Below are 18,244 nucleotides of genomic sequence, written 5' to 3' on the forward strand. Positions count from 1 at the left end.
CGGACCTCGATCGGGGCTGGACCCGCGTCACCGATCGCTGTGACCAGAAATGCTCGCCGGGTGATCAGGCAACGTCGTGGTACCCGGTGGTCGAACTGCGACGAGGTCATCAACCCGAACAGCAGCGTGCTCCTGAACGGGGCCGACAATCACGCGGCGGGCCGCCTGGCTCGCAACGCCCTGCTCACCGAGGAGTCCGTCTCGCAGCAGATCCGGGCCTTCCTGCGCGTCTGAGGCCCGACGACGCTCTCTGAGCACATCGCGACGCAGGCCAAAGGGCCAAGGCCCCGGTGCAGGCGCCGGCTGCGACAGCGACTCCGTTCGCCCGCACCTTCGATGGCGAGGTTCTGCCGTCTCAGCGCAGGTCGACGACCGTGCGAAGCTTGCCGCTGACGGGGGTGCGCTCGAAGGTCTCCCTCCGTACGTTCTGCACGGCAAGGGACAGCAGTCCCTCCTCCACCGCTGAGGCCACCTCCGGAACGTCGGTGGTGACCGCGGTGCGTGTGAGGTCGGGGTCGGGGGCGTACTGCTCGTCGAGCCGGACCGTCAGCTGCTCCCGGTCGGTGCCGGGCGCCACCGACAGCTGCACCTCACCGTGATACGCGAGCCGCTCCTCCAACGCCCGTACGATCCGCCGGTAGTTGATGAAGTACGTGCCCACGCGCACCACATCGCCGTAGCGCCCGAGCAGTTCCAGGCGCGGCACGGTGCTGCCGCAGGCACACGTACATTCCACCGCACGTCCCAGATCACCGATCTCGTAGCGCTCCAGGCGCTGACCGGCCCGGGCTCGGGAGGTGAACACCAGCCGCCCCGGTTGGCCCGAAGCCACCGGCCGGTCCTCCCGCGGATCCAGGATCTCCAGTGTGTGCAGGTCGGTCAGCACATGGTGGACCGAGCCGTCGGAGGACGCGCACTGGTAGCCGAGGGGGCCGAGGTCGGTGCTGCCGTAGGCCGCGGAACGGATCACCTTCACCCCGAAGACCTCGGTGAGCACCCGGCGTTGTTCGGTGGTGAAGTGCTCGCCGCCGTAGAACACCTGGCGGATGCCGCCGTAGGCGCGCAGCCGGTCGGACTCGGCGTGCAGCAGCTGCCACAGGTAGGACGGCATGCCGAAGACGGTGTCGGCCCGGTGGGCGATCAGCGCCTCGGCGACCATGGCGTGGTCTGGGCCTGCGGCGATCGGGAACTGGGTGGCGTTCAGGCGTTCCAGGATGGAGAAGAAGCTGATGAAGCTCCCGTACATGCCGCCGCTGTAGAAGAGGTTGGCCGCCCGGTCCCGTGCCGGGTCGAAGCCGGCCGCGAGCAGCCCGTCCGCCGCGGCGCGCATCTGGTTGTCGTAGTCGTCGCAGGTGAACACCGACAGCGCGGGTGCGCCCGTGGAGCCTCCGCTGCGGAAGTGCAGGTGTGCGTGGCGCGGTTCCAAGGCGGCGAGCGCGCGCTGCACGCCCTCCTTGCCCAGGAGTGGCGCGTCCGGTGCGGGGGGCAGCACCGGTGGCGCCACCAGGTCGTCCAGACAGGGCACCGTACGGAAGTCCGCGTCCCCGGCGCGCACGCTCACCCTGCGGCTGTAGCGCTGCAACGCGTAGACGCCGTCGTGCGGTTCGCCCTCGTAGCTGTCCAGCATGGAGCCGACCGGGGTGACGCGGGTGACGCCCGCGGCGAACACCGCGCGCGAGAGCTCGGCCACTTCCGCGCGGGTGCCGCCGATCGCAGCGGTCTGCAGATAGCGGCGCATGGGCCGCAGTGTCGCGGTGACCGCGTGCCGGGGGAGCGGTTTGACCCAGACGCTGCGGTGCAGCGGGGAGGCGTCGAGTGCGGCACGTGTGTCGGCCAGTACCCGCCAGGAGCCGTCCTCGGCGGCGAACACACGGGTGAGGCCCAGGTGTTGTTCGAGCCGGGCGAGTTGCTGCACGGTGGTGATCTCCGCCTGCTCGGCGGGATCCGGCGCGGGCGCCTGATGTCCGTCGGACACCTTCGCCAGCCGTTCGGCGAACCGGCCGGCGAACGCGAAGAGTTCCCCGGTGTCGTCGGTGTCGAGATACACCACCTGTGGGCTGGAACACGCCTGCTGTTCGTAGCGGCAGACATCTTCGGCGAGCGCGTCGAGCACCCCGTCCTCGGACGAGGCCCGCCGGGTCAGGTAGGCGAAGGAGATCCGGTGACCCCACTCGACCAACCGACAACCGGGCTGGGCCAGTTCGCCCGCCGCGCGCACCGCGTCCTCGCCGCCCCACACCGCGATCGCGTCCGCCGGCCCGCAGACCGCTTCCAGCCACGCACGGCGCGCGGAGGAGAAACGCAGGGCGACGACGCGCTCGGCGATCAGCCCGGACGGGTCGGCCGCACCGAGCGCGGCGAGCACGTCGAGGGCGAGGGCCGAGTCGGAGCTGCTGGTCTTCAGCACGTTGAGGTTGCCCGCCAGCAGTCCCTCCACGACGCTCAGCGGTGCCACGGCCGCGGCGTTGCCCGGCGCGATGTGCACCAGCAGGCCGACGGGCGCCCAGGCCTCGTACACCGTCTCGCGGGCGTCCGGCCGGGTCAGCCGTTCCGGGCGCAGGCCGCCCAGCTCCCGCCGCAGTTTACGCTCCAGCGCCTCCCGGGTCAGTGCGCTCGCCAGCTCGGCCAGCACGGCCGGGGCCTCGGCCGCGGGCAGCTGCCCGGCCAGCCGGCCGTACAGGGCGGAGGCGGGATCGGCCAGGGAACGGCTGACCGCGGCACAGGCGCCGAGTACCACGTCGGTGGGCAGGGGACGGCCCAGGACCTGCCCGGCCAGCTCGGGCAGACCGGCGAGCCGCCGGCCGGCCTCGGCGTCGTCGACGAACTCGCCCTGCCAGAGGTGGAGTACGGGGTGGTCTACGGAGGTGGTCACGACATTCCCTTCATCAGTTCGGCGGCGGCGACCGCGCAGCTGCGGTTGCGGCTCACTCCGGCACGGCCGTGCACGGTGAACCAGTCCGTCGACAGCGCACAGGGACACTCCTCGCCGGGGTGCAGCGACGCGAGGTCGCCCATCACCACGCTCTGCGCGGGCACCGAGGTGATGTAGGGGCTGACCAGGTGCAGGAAGCCACGATCGCCGTACGGCAGTGGACGCAGCGTCCCGGTGTCACGGACGGCCGCTCGCGACCACACCGGCACGTGCAGCCGGTGATGGGCGCACTCCACGTACGGCACACAGTGCTCGACGGAGCCGAACGTGTCGCGGACACGCTCCGCGGGAATCCCGAGGCGGTCGGTGACCTCGGCGTAGAAGGCGTCCTTGCCGATCTGCCGGTCGGCGTGACCCTTCCAGCCGCCGCCGAGCACCACCAGCGATCCCTCGGGCAGCCGCAGCGGCGGCAGCCCCATCGCCCGCATCCGCTCCAGGGTGAAGTACAAGAACGCGGGGAATCCCAGGATGCGGACCGGTACGTCGTCCTCGGCGTAACGCTGGATCGCCGCGATGCAGCCGTTCACGTCGAACTCGTGGCCGGTGCCGGTGTGCCGCAGGGCATGCGTGGTGTGCCGGGCCGGGGCGAAGTCGCACAGATAGTTGTCGGTGAACGACGTGCCCAGTCTCAGCGCCGGAGCAGGCTCGTAGCTGTAGAGCAGGTAGTTGACCGGCTGCTCGGGAGTGATCCAGCCGTAGTGGTCGAAGATCCGGGCCACCATGCGCTGCGCCGAGCGGATGGTCCACTCGTCGAAGAACATCTGTGACTTCTGGCCCGTTGTGCCCGAGGAGGTCAGGTGGAGGAACACCTCGTCGCGCGGGATCGAGAGCACCTCATGACGCTTGAAGAAGGCGGCGGGCACGAGCGGGGTGCGCACGCCGTCGCCGACCGTGGGAGCGGGTGTTTCGGCCTGCTCCCCGAGCAGGGCCGCGAAGAAGGGGGAGCGGCGGGCGTGCCAGGCGTTGGCCTCCGCCATGGCGGAGGCGAACAGCGCGTCGGCGTCGGGGCCGTCGGCGTACGGCTCCGCCAGGTCGCACAGGCGTTGCACATGGCCGAGCGCCGCCGGGTCGGGGACCTCGACGGGGGCGAGATGGGGTTTCATCGGGACACCTCGTGAAGGGGCAGGTAGGTGGTGGTCCAGGCACTCAGGTAGGCAGCGAGGTACGGCTGGAGCAGCGGGCTGACCGCGGTGGTGCGGAAGTCGATCTGACGGCTGGTGCGCGAGAGCACGACATAGTCGTGGAGCCGGTCGTGGACGCGGCGCATCGCGGGGTAGACCGCGCTCGGTACGAATCCCGAGGCGAGGAACACCGCCAGCGCCTCGGTGTCGGCCAGCGGCAGCAGCGCTTCGACATAGTCGGCGCCGGCCCGCGTGACCGACGCGATCATCGCCTCCAGGGTTCCCGCCACCGCGGACGGACGTGGATGGACCGCGACCAGCGCGCAACTGCCTGCCACCGGGTCGAGATCGGCGTACGCCTCGAAGCGGCCGTCGGCGGCCACCAGGACCGCGTTGGGCGTGTGCAGCGGGAAGAAGCGGTCGTCTGGTGCGGGGAACAACTCCAGGAAGCGGCGCCGCACGAAGGCCGGGGCCGCGATCAGCTCGACCGGTTCGGCCTCGGTGGCGGCCGCCGCACCGCGGCAGGGGGCAGGCCGAGTGCGGGTGTAGTCGATGCCGACGCCGCGGGAAGCGGCGGACAGCAGCGCCGACAGCCGCTCGGGCACGCTCGCCACGGGTGCGCGGCGCTCCAGCACACCGTCGGCGTAGCGGGCGAACAGGGCGAGAGTCTCGCAGCCTTCGACCTCTACGGCGTTCGGGAGCAGGCCGAGCGGCCGGAATCCGTTGCGTACGACGACCTGCTGCGGACCTTCGGTGACCAGGCGGACGGTGGCATACACCGAGTCCAGCAGGCCCGTGGCGAAGGCCTCGTCGCAGACCGCCCCGGTCAGCCGGGAGGCCAGACCGCCGCCGCGATGGCCGGGGTGCACCGCGAGGCCGACCAGTTTGCCGATGCGGCTGCCCGGTTCGGTCAGGACGACCGCGGAACCGACCAGGTCGCCCGCGTGGGCGCGGGCGGTGAGCCAGTAGGCGGTGCCGTCGGTGATCAGCTTGCGCATGACCACCGGGTCGCTGCCGAGCGGCACCGGGTAGCCGTGCCCGTACACCTCGAAGTACAACTGCCGCAGCTCGGCGATGTCCTGGACGGAAGCGGGGGAGAGGACGGCGTTCATGAGGCCTCTCCCGCGGGTACTGGCGCCGGTGCGTCCGGCCCGCGCTGCTCAGCGACGTGCGCGCGGCTGCCGAGCCACCACAGCGTCAGCGCGACCGGCACGAGCCCCGCGCCCTGCGCCAGGCACAGCGTCCGGGCGGTCAGCTGGTCGCCCAGCGCGCCGAAGACGAGCGAGGACACCGGGAACGTGGCACCCAGCAGTGCCTGCATGACCGCGAAAAAGGCCGGTTTGTCGTCAGCGGGCACCATCCGCTGGCACAGCGCTACGAAACGCACGCCGATGACACCGAGGCTCCAGCCGATGACGGCCATCGAGACGAGCGCCACCGCGTGGCCGGGGAACAGCCCTGGCAGTCCGAAGGCCGCGGCCATCACCATCAGGCACACACTGCTGACGGTGACCGGACGGCCGGGCAGACGCCCGCCGATGAACGTGCCTACCAGGGTGCCCGCACCGAGGGCCGTCTCCAGTGAGGCGACGGTCGACCCGGTCGCGTGCAGCACCTCCCGGGTGTACAGCGGCATGACGACGTAGACGGCGGTGGTGAAGACGTTGGCGGCGGCGAAGCAGACCAGCACGCGACGGATGAACGGCAGACCGGCCAGTACCCGGCGCAGCGAGCGCCGCTCCGGGGCCGGGCCGTCTCCGGCCTCACGGTGCGGAAAGCGCGTGGAGCCGATCAGCAGGGCAGCGAGCAGGTACGCGGCGCCGCAGACGGCGGTCACGCCGGCCAGTGCGCCCGCGTCTACCACGAGGGGACCGAGCAGGCCCCCGGACAGTCCGGCGACGGACTGGGTGGACAGTTCGAAGCCGGTGGCCGACTCGATATCGGCGTCCTCGACGAGTTCCGGCACCGAGGTGGTCAGACAGGGATCGAAGACCGCCTGACAGCCGGCCAGCACCAGCCCCACCGCGTAGGCGGCGGCCATGGGAAGAGCCCCGGCGCAGGCCAGGGCGGCGGCCGTCACGGCCACCGCACCCGCGACAGCCGCCGCGCTCGCCAGCACCGTGCGGTGCGCGTGCCGTGCGACGACGCGGGCGATCACCGGGGCGAGTGCCACCGCGGGCACGGTGCTCACCATGAGGAACAGGCCCGAGTCGAGCCCGCGGTGCTCGCCGCCCGCGAACCCGACGAGCCACCAGACCGCGCCGACCTGGAACATACGGCTCGCCGCCTGGGTGAGGAGCTGACCGGCCCAGACCCTGCCGAACGACGGATTGCGCAGGACAAGCGGCAGGCGCCGAGCGCGCGCAGGCGCCGCGCTCACGTGTGCGGCCGTTCGTCGACGACCCGGATGAGCTTGCCCGAGCGGGAGTTGACCGCGAGATCCTGATGGCGCACCCATTCGACGCGGAGCGGGTTCACGTGCCCGGCGACGGTCGCGCTTGCGTAGAAGGGCCGCTCGGCGAGGACCGCCGCCACGACGGACTCCTCCAACCCGGCAGGCACCTTCCGCGGTTCGGCGACCGCGAGCCGCAGCACCAGGCCGTCCCGGCCGTCCCGGCGCCGCACCACGAGCTGCACACCGGTCACCTCGCCCCGGGTGTCAGCGGCGGTGACGATGTCATGGACGTCCTCGGTGTAGAGGGAGACGGGGCCGACCCGCACGCCCTCCTCGGCGCGCCCGAGGATACGGAAGACACCCGCGTCCCGGTCCACCCACTCGGCCCGGTCGCCCGCCGGATAGCGAAGCACCGGCATGAGCCGTCTGCGGAGATCGGTGACGACCAGCCGCCCCGGCACGCCGTTGCCATCGACGGGTTCGTCGGTCTCGTCACGGAGGATCTCGACCACCGTGTGCGGTGTGAACACGCGGTGCACGCGCGGATCACCACCGGGCACGGCCTCGCCGAGGAGCCCCGCGTCGACGCTCGCATAGCCCAGGGAGCGCGGCTCGGCATTCGGGAACGCGTCCCGAAGCAACGGGAGTTGGTCTCCGAAGAGGCATTCCCCGCCGAAGAAGAGCAGCTCCACGTCCGGCAGGGGCCGGTTCGCGCCGGCCAGGCGTTCGGCGAGCGAGCACAGTGTGGTCGGGGTGCCCGCGACGACCTGGACCTGGAACTCCTCCAGAGTCGCCGCGGTGGATTCCCAGGGCGTCGCGCCGCCGATGGGCAGGCGGACGTTGGCCACCGGGGAGCGGTGCAAGGCGTCGAGCACGAAGCTGAAGCTCGCGTACAGGTCGCCCGCGTAGAAGAGATCCGCCACCCGGTGACCGGGCTGCAGCCCGGCGCGGACGAGTCCGGCGCCGAACGCGGCGGTGAATTCGCGCCATTCGGTGCGGGTGTAGTAGGAGAACTTCGGCGAGCCCGTGGTTCCGCCGCTGCGGAATACGACCGCTTCGTTCAGGGGGGCGGTCAGCAGCCGGTTGTCGCGAGGCGCGTTGGCCCGCCAGAAATCGGCCTGGGGCACCACCGGGAGATCCGTGAGACGCGTCACGCGAGGGCCGAGGTCGGCGTAAAGGTCGCGGTAGAAAGGCGAGTTGTGCCGGGCGAAACGTATGAGTTCCGCAATTGGTTGAACGGGCATCAATTCCTGCTCGAAGGCGTGGACCGCCGACACGGGAAAGCCGGCAGAGTGCGACGGGAAGGGCCCACTGACGTGGGCTTCGTTCGCTGAATGTGTGAAAGGGCGGACGCTCGTGACGAGCGGGCGCCCGGAGGCGAGTTTATCTCACCATTCGGAACGTTCTTGCGCCAACTTGCCATCCACGGAGGGAAGGTTGACACCTCGCGGACGGGTTATGGGGTACCTCGGTTCCCGGGACGTCCGGAGACGGTGATCACATCCAACTTGTCCCCTATAATGGCTCTTTGAGGATGGCTCAAGGAAGACTTATGGAAAGCCGGTTCCCGGCGATTTCGTTTCATGGCTTGAACTTGACTCCGTCCGCTCCATCGGTCTGATCCCAAGAACGGGAAAAATCAGGGACCTGTCGCCGCGCTCGGCTGCTGGGCCGCGACGGCGTCGTGCGTCATCCGAGCAGTGGTCCCCCGGGCCGACCGGGATTGCCTGCCGAAGAAGTGTTATCCGGGGCGCGTCACGAGGTCTCCCAGGTGTCGGACACAATCGTGCGGTCTCGAGGACAGGAAGCATGGGTATGAGCACGCAGGACGCGATGGAGACGGCGGCACTGGTCACGGCCGCCCGAGAGGGCGACACACAGGCACAGGACGCCTTGGTCAACGCGTACCTCACCCTGGTCTACAACATCGTGGGCCGAGCGCTGAACGGCTCGGTGGATGTCGACGACGTGGTGCAGGAGACCATGCTGCGGGCCCTGGACGGGCTGGGCGGACTGCGCACCCCCGAGCGTTTCCGCTCCTGGCTGGTGGCCATCGCGATGAACCAGGTCCGGGAGTACCGGCAGAATCGTCTCTCCGCCCCGGGCGGAGTGGAGGAGGCCGAGGACCTGGCCGATCCGGGTGCCGACTTCGTCGATCTGACCGTCGTCCAGCTCCAGCTCACGGGGCAGCGCCTGGAGACGGCGCGGGCGACACGCTGGCTGGAGCCTGACGACCAGGAACTGCTGTCCCTGTGGTGGCTGGAGTGCGCCGGCGAGCTCACGCGGGCCGAGGTCGCCGCGGCTCTGGAACTCTCGCCTCAGCACGCAGCGGTCCGGGTCCAGCGGATGAAGGCACAGTTGGAAGCGGCCCGCGTGGTGGTACGAGCGCTCGACGCACGCCCGCGGTGTGAGGAACTCCGGATCGTGCTGGCCTCCTGGGACGGCAGGCCTTCGGCTCTGTGGCGCAAGCGAATAGCCCGGCACGCGCGCGGCTGCACGCGCTGCAGTGGGTTGTGGAGCGGACTGATGCCCGCAGAGGGGCTGCTGGCCGGTCTGGCACTGATAGCGGCGTCACCCGCACTGCTTGCCGTGGTTTCCTCTGGTCCGGGAAAGCTTGCCCCGGCTGGCGCTGCGGCACGACTCTACATACCGGGGGGTGGCGCGGGATCGGGCCCGGGCACAGGACGGCGTGGCGTACGGGACCGGACCGGCTCGCGCAGTCAGTCCCGTCGGCGTCGGCGCATGCGCCGACGGGCCGTCGGTGGCGCCGTCGTTGCGGCCTGTGTGGCGGGAGGCGGTCTGTGGTACTTCGGTACCGACTCCGGCGCCGACGGCGCGAACGCCGGGCGAGGTTCAGCCGTACCCGTCGTGGACCTCTCCACGCCCAGCGCCGAGGGCGGATCGCCGTCGCCCTCGCTTACTCCGTCCCCGTCCGCAACGAAGCGGAAGAAGGCGAGCGCCACCAAGTCGGCGAGCCCTGCCGAAAAGCGCACACCTGCAGCCCCCCGATCCACCCACCGGACTCCCGCCGCCTCAAACCCACCGCAGACTCAACCCGATCCGACCAACGTCGCGGACCAGGTAGTTGCGCTGGTGAACAAGGAACGGTCAGCCGCCGGCTGCGGCCCGCTCACCGAGAACCCGCAACTGCAGAAGGCGGCCCAGGGCCACTCCGACGACATGGCCGCACGCCACTTCTTCGACCACACCAACCCGGACGGCGCGGATCCCGGGCAGCGCATCACCGCCGCCGGATACCAGTGGTCCACATATGGCGAGAACATTGCCCAGGGCCAGCAGACCGCCGCAGCCGTCATGGAGTCCTGGATGAACAGCCCCGGCCACCGGGCGAACATCCTCAACTGCTCCTTCAAGGACATCGGCGTCGGCGTGCACAAGGGAGACGGCGGTCCCTGGTGGACGCAGGACTTCGGCGCCAAGATGTGAGGCAGCCGCCGTGCAACCTGTGTGGCGCGTACGCACACCTCGCTCTCGCCGCACCACCAGCCACGGCCGGAGACCGGCTCAGGCTGCCTGACCGCGGTGTTCTGCACCCCGCGTCAGGCGTTCACCCCGTACCGGCCGTGCTTCAGGAAGTACCACAGTGCGTCCGGGGTGCCGTTGTCGAGGGCCCTGCTCCGCCGCGCGGAGCACCGGGCTGGTGGTCGGATCGGCGAGGATCCGGAAGACGGGGACGCGGTCGTCGTCGGCCTGGGCGACCGACCGGCCGGTCCGCAGGAAGTTCCGCTGGTCCTCGACGGTGTCGTCCATGGCCCTCTGCCGGCGGTGGTGGAGCTGCCTTCGCCCGACGTGGCCGTCACACGGGCGGCCGAGGCGCAGCCGGCGTGGACCGTTTCGGTGCGTGGAGGCGCGGCCGAGGATTCCGGGACCTCCCCGGCGAGCCGTGGCTGATGCTGCGCGGTGACGTGGAGCGGGCCGCGTTCCAGGCGCTGCCCGACGACGTGGAGATCCGCTGCTCGACGGTGCCGACGAAGATCGAGCAGGACGCCGAGGGCGTGGACTTCACGCTCACGAACACCGCCGCCGACGGCACCGTCACCGAGCGGTTCGACCTGGTCGTCGGTGCCGCCGGGCCGGTCGTCGCGGGTGTTCGCGTTCGCCGACCAATCGCCGACGATCCTGATGGGATATCGAACCGACGACGTGGACGCCGAGTTCACCGAGCCTCCGGCCGTCCGCGTACGCAAGGCGTTCGGACGCGGACCCAACGGCTACACGCTCGGCGCCGCGCTGGAAGTGCTGGAAGCCACCGACGAGCTGTTGTTCGACTCGGTGGAGCAAGTGCAGAGGGACCGTTGCCGCAAGGGACGGGTCGTGCTCATCGGCGACTCGGCCTGGCGCGTGACCCTGTACGCCGGCATGGGGGTGTCGGCTGGGCTGGCCGGCGCGGACCTGCTGCTGCGGTTCCTACGCACCCGCAACAAGTCTGCCCGAAGGAAGGAAATCGACATCGCGCGGGCATGATCGCAGGCCGGCGCGGGCGCGCCGACACGACGGGAGGACGACCATGGCGGTACTGGCCGAACAGGATTCCGGCAGCGCGGCGCGCATTCTGGCCGCGGCGCGGCAACTGGTGCTCAAGCGCGAAGGCAAGGGGCTGACCATCGCGGAGATCGCGGAGAGTGCGCACGTCGCCAAGGGCACCGTGCACCCGCACTGGAGCACCCGCGAGGACCTGCTGGTGGGCCTGTTCGCCAGGAACTTCCTCGCCGTGCCCGACGACTTCATCGAAATGATCACCGCCAGTCCCGACGACAGCCGTCCCAGCCGGAGCCGTTCGTCCGCGCGGCTCGGCAGCGTGTGCTGGTAGCGGTGTCCGTGGACGAACCGGCCAGAGTGATCGCCGCAGCGGTGACCTCGCTGCTCGGGCCGGAGACGCCCGGCCCCGACGACGTCCAGGCCACCGCCGACGCGGCAGTGGCCGCGATGACGGCCAAGCGCCAGAAGCTGCTGAACTCCATCGGCAAACGAGAAGGCTAAACGTGAAGACTGAGCAACGTTTCACCCGGCAGGAGCAGCCCGAGGTCGGCACGGAGGCCCTGCTGGAGTTCCTGCTCGACCGGTGAAATCCCGCCGGATCAGCTGGTGTTGGAGTCGGGCGGGGGGTCGATGGTGGTCTTCGCGTACCGGACGCGAAGGCCACCACCGTGTGCGGTTGGTTCAGCAGGAGGCCCACTGGGTCACCCTGGCCGTGGCGCCGTAGACGCTCGGCTCGTAGGTGCCATTGGCTGTCCAGTCGTGCCTCTTGCTCGCCCACATGGTCGGGCTGTCGTAGGTGGATGTGGTGAACAGGCTCTGACCTGCTGGGTTCTTCAGTTCGAAGCGTGCATGCCACACGTCGCCGCTGAGGGTGAAGTCCGTCCAGGTCCGCGCGCTGAACGTGAGACGGCCATCCGCGTACAGCCGCAGGTACCCGCCGGTCTGATGGCAGTCACCGACCTTGAGGTCCCCCCAGCTGAACCACTTGTACGTATCGTCCGCGAGCCCGGTCCGGGATCCGGTCGACATGCCCGAACGAACAGCGTTGCTGCCGGTGGCGGCCGACGCCGGCGTGGGGAAGACCAGCACCGCGGCGAGGATGGCGGCCATCGTGGCCGTGAGCCGGGCGAGGCGTCGAAGAGCGGTCATGACCGGGCTCCCCTCGTGGCTTGGAGGGTCGAGCCGAGACGGACGCCGAATGCCTGGACGCCGGTCGGCGCGTCCCAGGTGGCGCCGACCCCGTACGTGTAGCTTCCGCCGGCCGCTCGAGCGTCGGCGGGCACTGCCGCCGGCAGCGCGAGCGCGAAGCCGGCTGCCAGGGCAGGCGTCCGCACGCGGCGGAGTACCAAGGACATTCTCACGATTCCCCTCTCTTTTCCCCTGTCAGCAGCTGCCACATGGGTGTTCCGAGAACCACGGCTGCGAGCACACCGGTCCGTCAGGCCAGGTCGCCGTAGATGTCCCAGAAAGGGCAAGACCGCTGTCGGAGAGTCAGCGCTCCGATTGTCGTGAACGACGATCAGACCCCGGTAGAGCGCGCGAGGTGCTGCCCTGGAGCGCGACGACCATGAACCGGGGTACCTCCGTCGGATGGGCGCCCACGGGCGGGGCCGGGGTGGCGGGAGTGCGTCCCTGAAGCGGAAGCCGTCATTGACAAGTGACGTTTCCTGCTCAATTATCTGCTAAATCAAGCACATTCTTGCACTGATCTGGAACGGACCTTGTATCGCAGCTCTCAGGCCCCCTTCGTCGAAGGAGATGCGCCGTGCTCGGACGACTCCGCAGACTCAGAATGCTCCTCGCCGTCTCCTCCCTGGCTCTCGCTCTCCCCGGGGCTCTGCCCACCCGGGCCCAGGCAGCCGGAGAGAGGCCGGCGCCAGCCCCGCCGAGGGTGAGCCGCACCGCCGGCGGACTCGCGCTCACGGTCCCACCGAGCGGCAACGCCCCCGGTTACGTTGTCGACGTGACGACCGCTCAACTGGAACTGTCCACCAGACGCTCCGGCACATCCGTACTGGCCACCGCGGCCGGCGACACCGGCGCGCTGCGCTTCCGCCTCGGCGGCAGCTGGCAGCACGCCACCAGGGTCACCGGTTGGACCTGGCGCGGCGGCACCCTGACCCTCACCGCGGACACGACCGCCGACGGCGCCACCGTGGAGGCCCGTCTCACACCGTCCGCCGACCGCTACTCACTCGACTGGAACGTCAAGGGCGCCGTCCCCGACCGGCTGGGCCTCGCCTACGACCTGAAGTCCGCCGGTCACTGGTACGGCCATGGCGAGGCCGAGACCCCGCAGGGCGGGCCCGGCACCGACCAGCCGTGGCCGCTCGACAGTGGTGAGGTCGTCCACCCCTCCTTCAGCCCGTCCTCGTACGACATGATCGATCCGTTCTGGTACACCTCCAGCGCGACCGGACTGCGGGTGGACACCGGGCACGTCATGGATGTGTCGATCAACGGCGGCATGGACGGGATCGGGCGCTTCGACATCGAATCCGCCGATCCCTACAAGGCGACCGTCTTCGTGGAGTCCACCCCGCTGGAGGTCTACCGCGACTACGTCGGCATCGTCGGCAAGCCCGCCAGGAGCGACGCGACGTACGAGCAGTACGCCAAGCCGGTGTGGAACTCCTGGGCGCAGTTCTACACCCACGTCGACCAGGCCCGGCTCCTGGACTACGCACAGGACCTGCACGACAACGGCCTCAGCGGCCACACGCTCCAACTCGACGACAAGTGGGAGTCCGACTACGGGAACATGACCTTCGACGCGAAGGCCTATCCGGACCCCAGGGCCATGTCAGACAAGATCCACCAGCTCGGCTTCGACTTCGGCCTCTGGGTCACCCTCTGGATCAACCTGGACTCCGACCAGTACCGGTACGCCGCCGACCACGGCTATCTGCTCAAGGACGCGGGTGACACGACGAAGCCGTGCACGGTCACCTGGTGGAACGGCACCGCGGGCATCGTCGACCTCGGCAACCCCGAAGCCAAGGCCTGGTACGTCGGACGGCTCGGGAAGCTGATGAGCTCCTACGACATCGACGGCCTGAAGTTCGACACCCGCTTCTTCGACGACAAGTGTGCCCCGCACGAGGGCTACCAGCCCACCGACTACCAACGGCTCGGCGCCGAACTCGCCGACCGTTTCGACCTCCAGGGCGTCGGCATCCGGGTGCACTGGGACAGCACCGCCCACCGCGCCGGATTCGTCACCCGGCAGGTGGACAAGGGCACCGGCTGGAACTCCCTGCGCGCCTCCGTCACCCAGAACCTCGCGATCTCCACGATCGGCTACCCCTTCGTCACCACCGACATGATCGGCGGCTCCAGCAGCGAGCCCCCACCGAGCAAGCAGGTCCTGGTGCGCTGGGCCCAGTCCGCCGCCCTGCAGCCGCTGATGTACTCCTCCACCTCACCCGTGGACACCATCGACGTGACGACCGGCAAGAAGGTCACCTACGACCGGCAGACCATCGACCTCTACCGCAAGGCGATCGCACGGCACGAACGGCTCGCTCCCTACATCTGGGACCAGGTCCGGCAGACCGTGAAGACCGGCGACCCGATCATGCGTCCCCTGTTCTTCGACTTCCCGCGGGACACGGCGGCCTACACGATCACCGACGAGTGGATGCTCGGCCCGGCCGTCCTCGCCGCCCTGCAGCTCACCGACCGCGCCACCCGCACCGTCCATCTCCCGCCCGGCATCTGGTACGACGTCAACCACGGCACGGTGATCCACGGACCCAGGACCCTCCCCGCCTACCCCGCCCCGCTTGGCGTCACCCCCGCCTTCGTGAACCTCAGGGCCCAGGGCGCCGCCAAGGCCCTGCGGGCGTTGCGGGGTGCCGACGACCCCGTGCCGCTCGCCCTGAAGACTCCCTCCCCGTGACGGGGCAGCGCGGGCCCCGGGCCGTCCCTCACCGCCACCGAGGTGTCGCCGCCCCGCCCACCCCTCGAACCGGCTGTCCCCGACGCAGGCTGCGGTGCCGCCCTCGCCCCCGCAGCCGGAACGGCCGGGTGCCCGTCCACATCGCGCTCTGTCTCGCTCCCCGTCCGCCCCACGACCGAGAGGCCCCAACGTGTCCGCCAGCCGCAGATCGCCCGGCCCCGCGCACGTCGGCGATGACGACCAGGTGCCCCGTTCCGCAGGGACGTTCAAGGACAGCGACAACTGCGGCGCCGTCGGCGTCACCCGCCGAGGTGTGCTCGCGGGCGCCCTTGTCCTCGGCGGTGTCGCCCTGCCGGCCCGCCCACGGGAGGCGCACGCGGCCGACGACCCGGCACCCGCCGCGGCCGCGCTGCGGCGGCTGCTGCCCGAGCACCACGACCAGTTCACGCTGCTGCCGCTCGCCGCGGACGGCACGGACCGTTTCCGGGTCACCGGTAGGACCGGCCGGATCACCGTCGAGGGCACCAGCCCCGCAGTCCTCCTCACCGGCGTCCACACCTACCTGCGGCGCACCGTCCACGCCTCGGTCTCCTGGACCGGCGACCAGCTCGCTCTGCCCGGCCTGCTTCCTGCTCCCGCCGAAGAGCTCACCGGGAGGGCGAACGTACCCCACCGATTCGTCCTCAACGACACCGACGAGGGCTACACCGGCCCCTACCGCGACTGGGACACATGGCAGCGCGAGCTGGATGTCCTCGCCGCTCACGGTGTCAACCGCATCCTGGTCTATGCGGGCGCGGACGCGGTCTATTACGACACGTTCCGGAAGTTCCTCTACACCGACGCCGAGATGCGGTCGTGGATCCCGGCCCCGGCCCACCAGCCGTGGTGGCTGCTGCAGAACATGTCGGGCTTCGGCGGCCCCGTCTCGCGGCAGCTCATCGAGCGGCGGGCGCAGCTGGCGCGGCGGATCGTGGACCGGGTACGGGAACTGGGCATGACGCCGGTTCTGCCCGGCTATTTCGGCACGGTCCCCGACGACTTCCCCGCCCGGTACGGAGGGGACGCGAGGGTGGTGCCACAAGGGACCTGGGTCGGGTTCAACCGGCCCGACTGGCTCGACCCGCGCACCACGGCCTTCGGGGACGTGGCGGCCGCCTTCTACCGCGCCCAGTCGGACCGCCTCGGCGACAGCACGATGTACAAGATGGACCTGCTGCACGAGGGCGGCAACCCCGGCGACGTGCCGGTGGGCGAAGCCGCCAGGGCTGTCGAGGCGGCCCTGCGGCGGGCACACCCGGGCGCGCTCTGGGCCATCCTCGGCTGGGAGAGCAACCCGCCCCGGGCCCTGCTGGACGCCGTGGACAAGTCCCGCATGCTGATCGTGGACGGGCTCTCCGACCGCTACCCGACGGTCACCGACCGAGAGAGCGACTGGGGCCGCACCCCCTACGCCTACGGCAGCATCTGGAACTTCGGCGGACACACCGCGATCGGCGCCAACACCCCCGACTGGGTGGAGTGGTACCCCAAGTGGCGTGACAAGAGCGGGAGTTCCTTGGCCGGGATCGCGGTGATGCCCGAAGCCTCCGACAACAACGCGCCCGCCCTCGCCCTGCTCACCGACCTGGCATGGACGCCCGGCACGATCGATCTGGACGACTGGTTCGCCGCCCACTCCGTCTACCGGTACGGCGGCGCGGACCGGCACGCGGCCGCCGCCTGGCACACGCTCCGTGCCACCGCCTACGGCATGCGCCGCACGGACTCCTGGAGCGAGGCCCCGGACGGCCTCTTCGGTGCCCGCCCGAGCCTGACCGCGACCAAGGCCGCCACCTGGAGCCCGGAGACCGACCGCTACGACACCACGGCCTTCGACCCGGCGCTGAGCGAACTCCTCGATATCCGCGAGGAGTTGAGGCAGAGCCCCGCATACCTGTACGACGTCGTGGACGTCGCCCGCCAGGTCCTGTCCAACCGCAGCCGTCTCCTGCTCCCGCAGCTCAAGGCGGCCCACGATACGGGCGACCAGGACCTGTTCGGCACGCTGACCCACACCTGGCTGTCCTGGATGGACCTGCTGGACCAGCTGCTGTCGACATCCCGCCCGCACCTGCTGGGCCGCTGGCTGGCTGAGGCGCGATCCTGGGGCGCGGACCCCACCGAGCAGGACCGCCTGGAGTACGACGCCCGGTCGCTCCTCACCACCTGGGGCGGCCGGGAGAGCAGTGAAGCGGGCCTGCACGACTACGCCAACCGCGAGTGGGCAGGCCTGGTCGGCGGTCTGTACCGAACGCGTTGGCAGACGTACTTCGACGCCCTGTCGTCCGGAAACGACCCGGACACGATCGACTGGTTCGCCCTCGATGACGCCTGGGCACACGCCCACGAGGCGCATCCGGCCGAGCCCCAGGGGTCCCCGTACACCCTGGCCTGCCGGGTGCGGGACGTCCTCGCGGGCACCCCGTACCAGTCCACACTGACGGCGGTGGCCGACCCGGGCGCGGTGGCGCCCAACCGCCCGGCCATCGTGAAGCTCACCCTCACGAACCGAAACGGATTCGCGCCGGCACGCGAGGTGACCCTCTCCCTGAAGCTCCCCGCCGGCCTGACAGCGCGCCCCCTCGGCCCGGTGGAAGCGGCAACGCTGGCCCCCGGCGGAACACTCACCGCCCGCTTCGAGATCCGTCTCTCCGGAGCCCCGGACGCCCTGGTCAGCCAGCTGGTCGCGGTGGCGACCCAGCGGGGCGGCGGCAGGACGGTCGCTCCGGTACGCCTGCTGGCGGTCACCGGAGCCGGCGAGCCGTATCGCGCGGTCACGTCCAACGACGCGGAGTTCGGCATGCTCGGCGAAGAGATCGCCGTCGAAGGCGCCGGCGCGGACCTGTGGGGTGGCACGAACGACTTCGGGGCCCTCTACCGCGCCGGCGCGTACGGCGCGGGATCCATCGCCTCGGTGCGGGTCACCTCGCAGGACGCGACCGGCCCCTGGGCGCGGGCGGGACTGATGCTCGCCAACGACCTGACCGCCGTCGGCTCGGGAGGATACGTCAACCTTGCGGTGACCCCGTCCAACGGCTGCGTCCTGAGCTGGGACGCGGACGGCGACGGCGGCTTCGACTCGATCGCGACGGACGATTCCGCGGAAGTCCCCGTCCACCTGCGGCTACGCCGCGACGGCACGGCCTTCGTGGGGGAGTACAGCACGGACGGCACGACATGGACCGAGGTGGGCACGGCGACGCCGGCGAAGACGGCCGGGACCCAGGACGCGGGAGTGTTCATGACCGCGGCGAGTGGGGCGACGGGAGGGAGGGGCATCGCGACGTTCACGAACTTCACGATCGCGCCCTGACACGGCGTCCGGGGTCGTGCGGACCTTGAACTCGTAGGTC

The 18,244-nt window shown here is 70.5% G+C and carries 14 protein-coding genes; 7 read left to right on the top strand and 7 right to left on the bottom strand.

The genetic code is table 11. From position 1 onward, the window contains the following. Positions 1–60 precede the first annotated feature (60 nt). A complete protein-coding gene (locus M878_RS97980; protein WP_023553528.1) occupies positions 61–234 on the top strand; it encodes a hypothetical protein in 174 nt (57 codons plus the stop codon). Between the two features lie 121 nt (positions 235–355). On the opposite strand, the gene M878_RS89820 is transcribed toward M878_RS97980, so the two are convergent. The 5 genes from M878_RS89820 to M878_RS89840 are packed head-to-tail and all read right to left on the bottom strand — an operon-like array spanning position 356 to position 7,692. Further along, positions 356–2,872, bottom strand: coding sequence for an acyl-CoA reductase (locus tag M878_RS89820; protein WP_023553529.1), 2,517 nt, complete (start codon positions 2,870–2,872; stop codon positions 356–358). After that, complete coding sequence (locus M878_RS89825) at positions 2,869–4,035, bottom strand: LuxE/PaaK family acyltransferase (RefSeq protein ID WP_023553530.1); 1,167 nt, start codon at positions 4,033–4,035, stop codon at positions 2,869–2,871. The genes M878_RS89820 and M878_RS89825 overlap by 4 nt, the downstream gene beginning before the upstream one ends. Beyond that, on the bottom strand, positions 4,032–5,165 hold the full coding sequence (locus tag M878_RS89830; RefSeq protein ID WP_023553531.1) for a GNAT family N-acetyltransferase: 1,134 nt from the start codon (positions 5,163–5,165) through the stop codon (positions 4,032–4,034). Before M878_RS89830 ends, M878_RS89825 begins: the two co-directional genes overlap by 4 nt. Further along, the gene (locus tag M878_RS89835) at positions 5,162–6,433 is read right to left on the bottom strand and encodes an MFS transporter (protein ID WP_031227261.1); all 1,272 of its coding nucleotides are present in this window, start codon (positions 6,431–6,433) and stop codon (positions 5,162–5,164) included. Before M878_RS89835 ends, M878_RS89830 begins: the two co-directional genes overlap by 4 nt. Continuing rightward, complete coding sequence (locus M878_RS89840) at positions 6,430–7,692, bottom strand: phenylacetate--CoA ligase family protein (RefSeq protein WP_031227262.1); 1,263 nt, start codon at positions 7,690–7,692, stop codon at positions 6,430–6,432. The genes M878_RS89835 and M878_RS89840 overlap by 4 nt, the downstream gene beginning before the upstream one ends. Before the next feature lie 571 nt (positions 7,693–8,263). On the opposite strand from M878_RS89840, the gene M878_RS89845 reads away from it, so the two are divergent. After that, entirely contained in the window at positions 8,264–9,895 is a 1,632-nt protein-coding gene (locus M878_RS89845) for a sigma-70 family RNA polymerase sigma factor (protein ID WP_023553534.1), read from the top strand. Positions 9,896–9,973: 78 nt separating this feature from the next. On the opposite strand, the gene M878_RS97985 is transcribed toward M878_RS89845, so the two are convergent. Continuing rightward, the gene (locus M878_RS97985; protein WP_037730277.1) at positions 9,974–10,219 is read right to left on the bottom strand and encodes a hypothetical protein; all 246 of its coding nucleotides are present in this window, start codon (positions 10,217–10,219) and stop codon (positions 9,974–9,976) included. Between the two features lie 336 nt (positions 10,220–10,555). Between M878_RS97985 and M878_RS92655 the strand changes: the two genes are divergently transcribed. Genes M878_RS92655 through M878_RS99125 form a run of 3 tightly spaced genes read left to right on the top strand, consistent with a single transcriptional unit; the run spans position 10,556 to position 11,449 of the window. Beyond that, the gene (locus M878_RS92655) at positions 10,556–10,933 is read left to right on the top strand and encodes a hypothetical protein (RefSeq protein WP_023553536.1); all 378 of its coding nucleotides are present in this window, start codon (positions 10,556–10,558) and stop codon (positions 10,931–10,933) included. 43 nt (positions 10,934–10,976) lie between these two features. Next, positions 10,977–11,279, top strand: coding sequence for a TetR/AcrR family transcriptional regulator (locus M878_RS99120; protein ID WP_023553537.1), 303 nt, complete (start codon positions 10,977–10,979; stop codon positions 11,277–11,279). Positions 11,280–11,281: 2 nt separating this feature from the next. Then, positions 11,282–11,449 (top strand): hypothetical protein, encoded by a 168-nt coding sequence (locus tag M878_RS99125; protein WP_209445602.1) that lies wholly within the window; start codon positions 11,282–11,284, stop codon positions 11,447–11,449. Between the two features lie 180 nt (positions 11,450–11,629). Here the strand turns inward: M878_RS99125 and M878_RS92660 are convergent, their stop codons facing one another. Next, positions 11,630–12,097, bottom strand: a complete 468-nt coding sequence (locus tag M878_RS92660) for a DUF6294 family protein (protein ID WP_023553539.1) — start codon at positions 12,095–12,097, stop codon at positions 11,630–11,632. Positions 12,098–12,740: 643 nt separating this feature from the next. On the opposite strand from M878_RS92660, the gene M878_RS89875 reads away from it, so the two are divergent. Further along, on the top strand, positions 12,741–14,849 hold the full coding sequence (locus M878_RS89875; protein ID WP_051430160.1) for a glycoside hydrolase family 31 protein: 2,109 nt from the start codon (positions 12,741–12,743) through the stop codon (positions 14,847–14,849). A gap of 244 nt (positions 14,850–15,093) precedes the next feature. Further along, positions 15,094–18,204: an alpha-N-acetylglucosaminidase gene (locus M878_RS89880; RefSeq protein ID WP_023553542.1), complete on the top strand. Its 3,111-nt coding sequence runs from the start codon at positions 15,094–15,096 to the stop codon at positions 18,202–18,204. Positions 18,205–18,244 lie beyond the last annotated feature (40 nt).

This window comes from Streptomyces roseochromogenus subsp. oscitans DS 12.976 (assembly GCF_000497445.1).
Classification (GTDB): domain Bacteria; phylum Actinomycetota; class Actinomycetes; order Streptomycetales; family Streptomycetaceae; genus Streptomyces; species Streptomyces oscitans.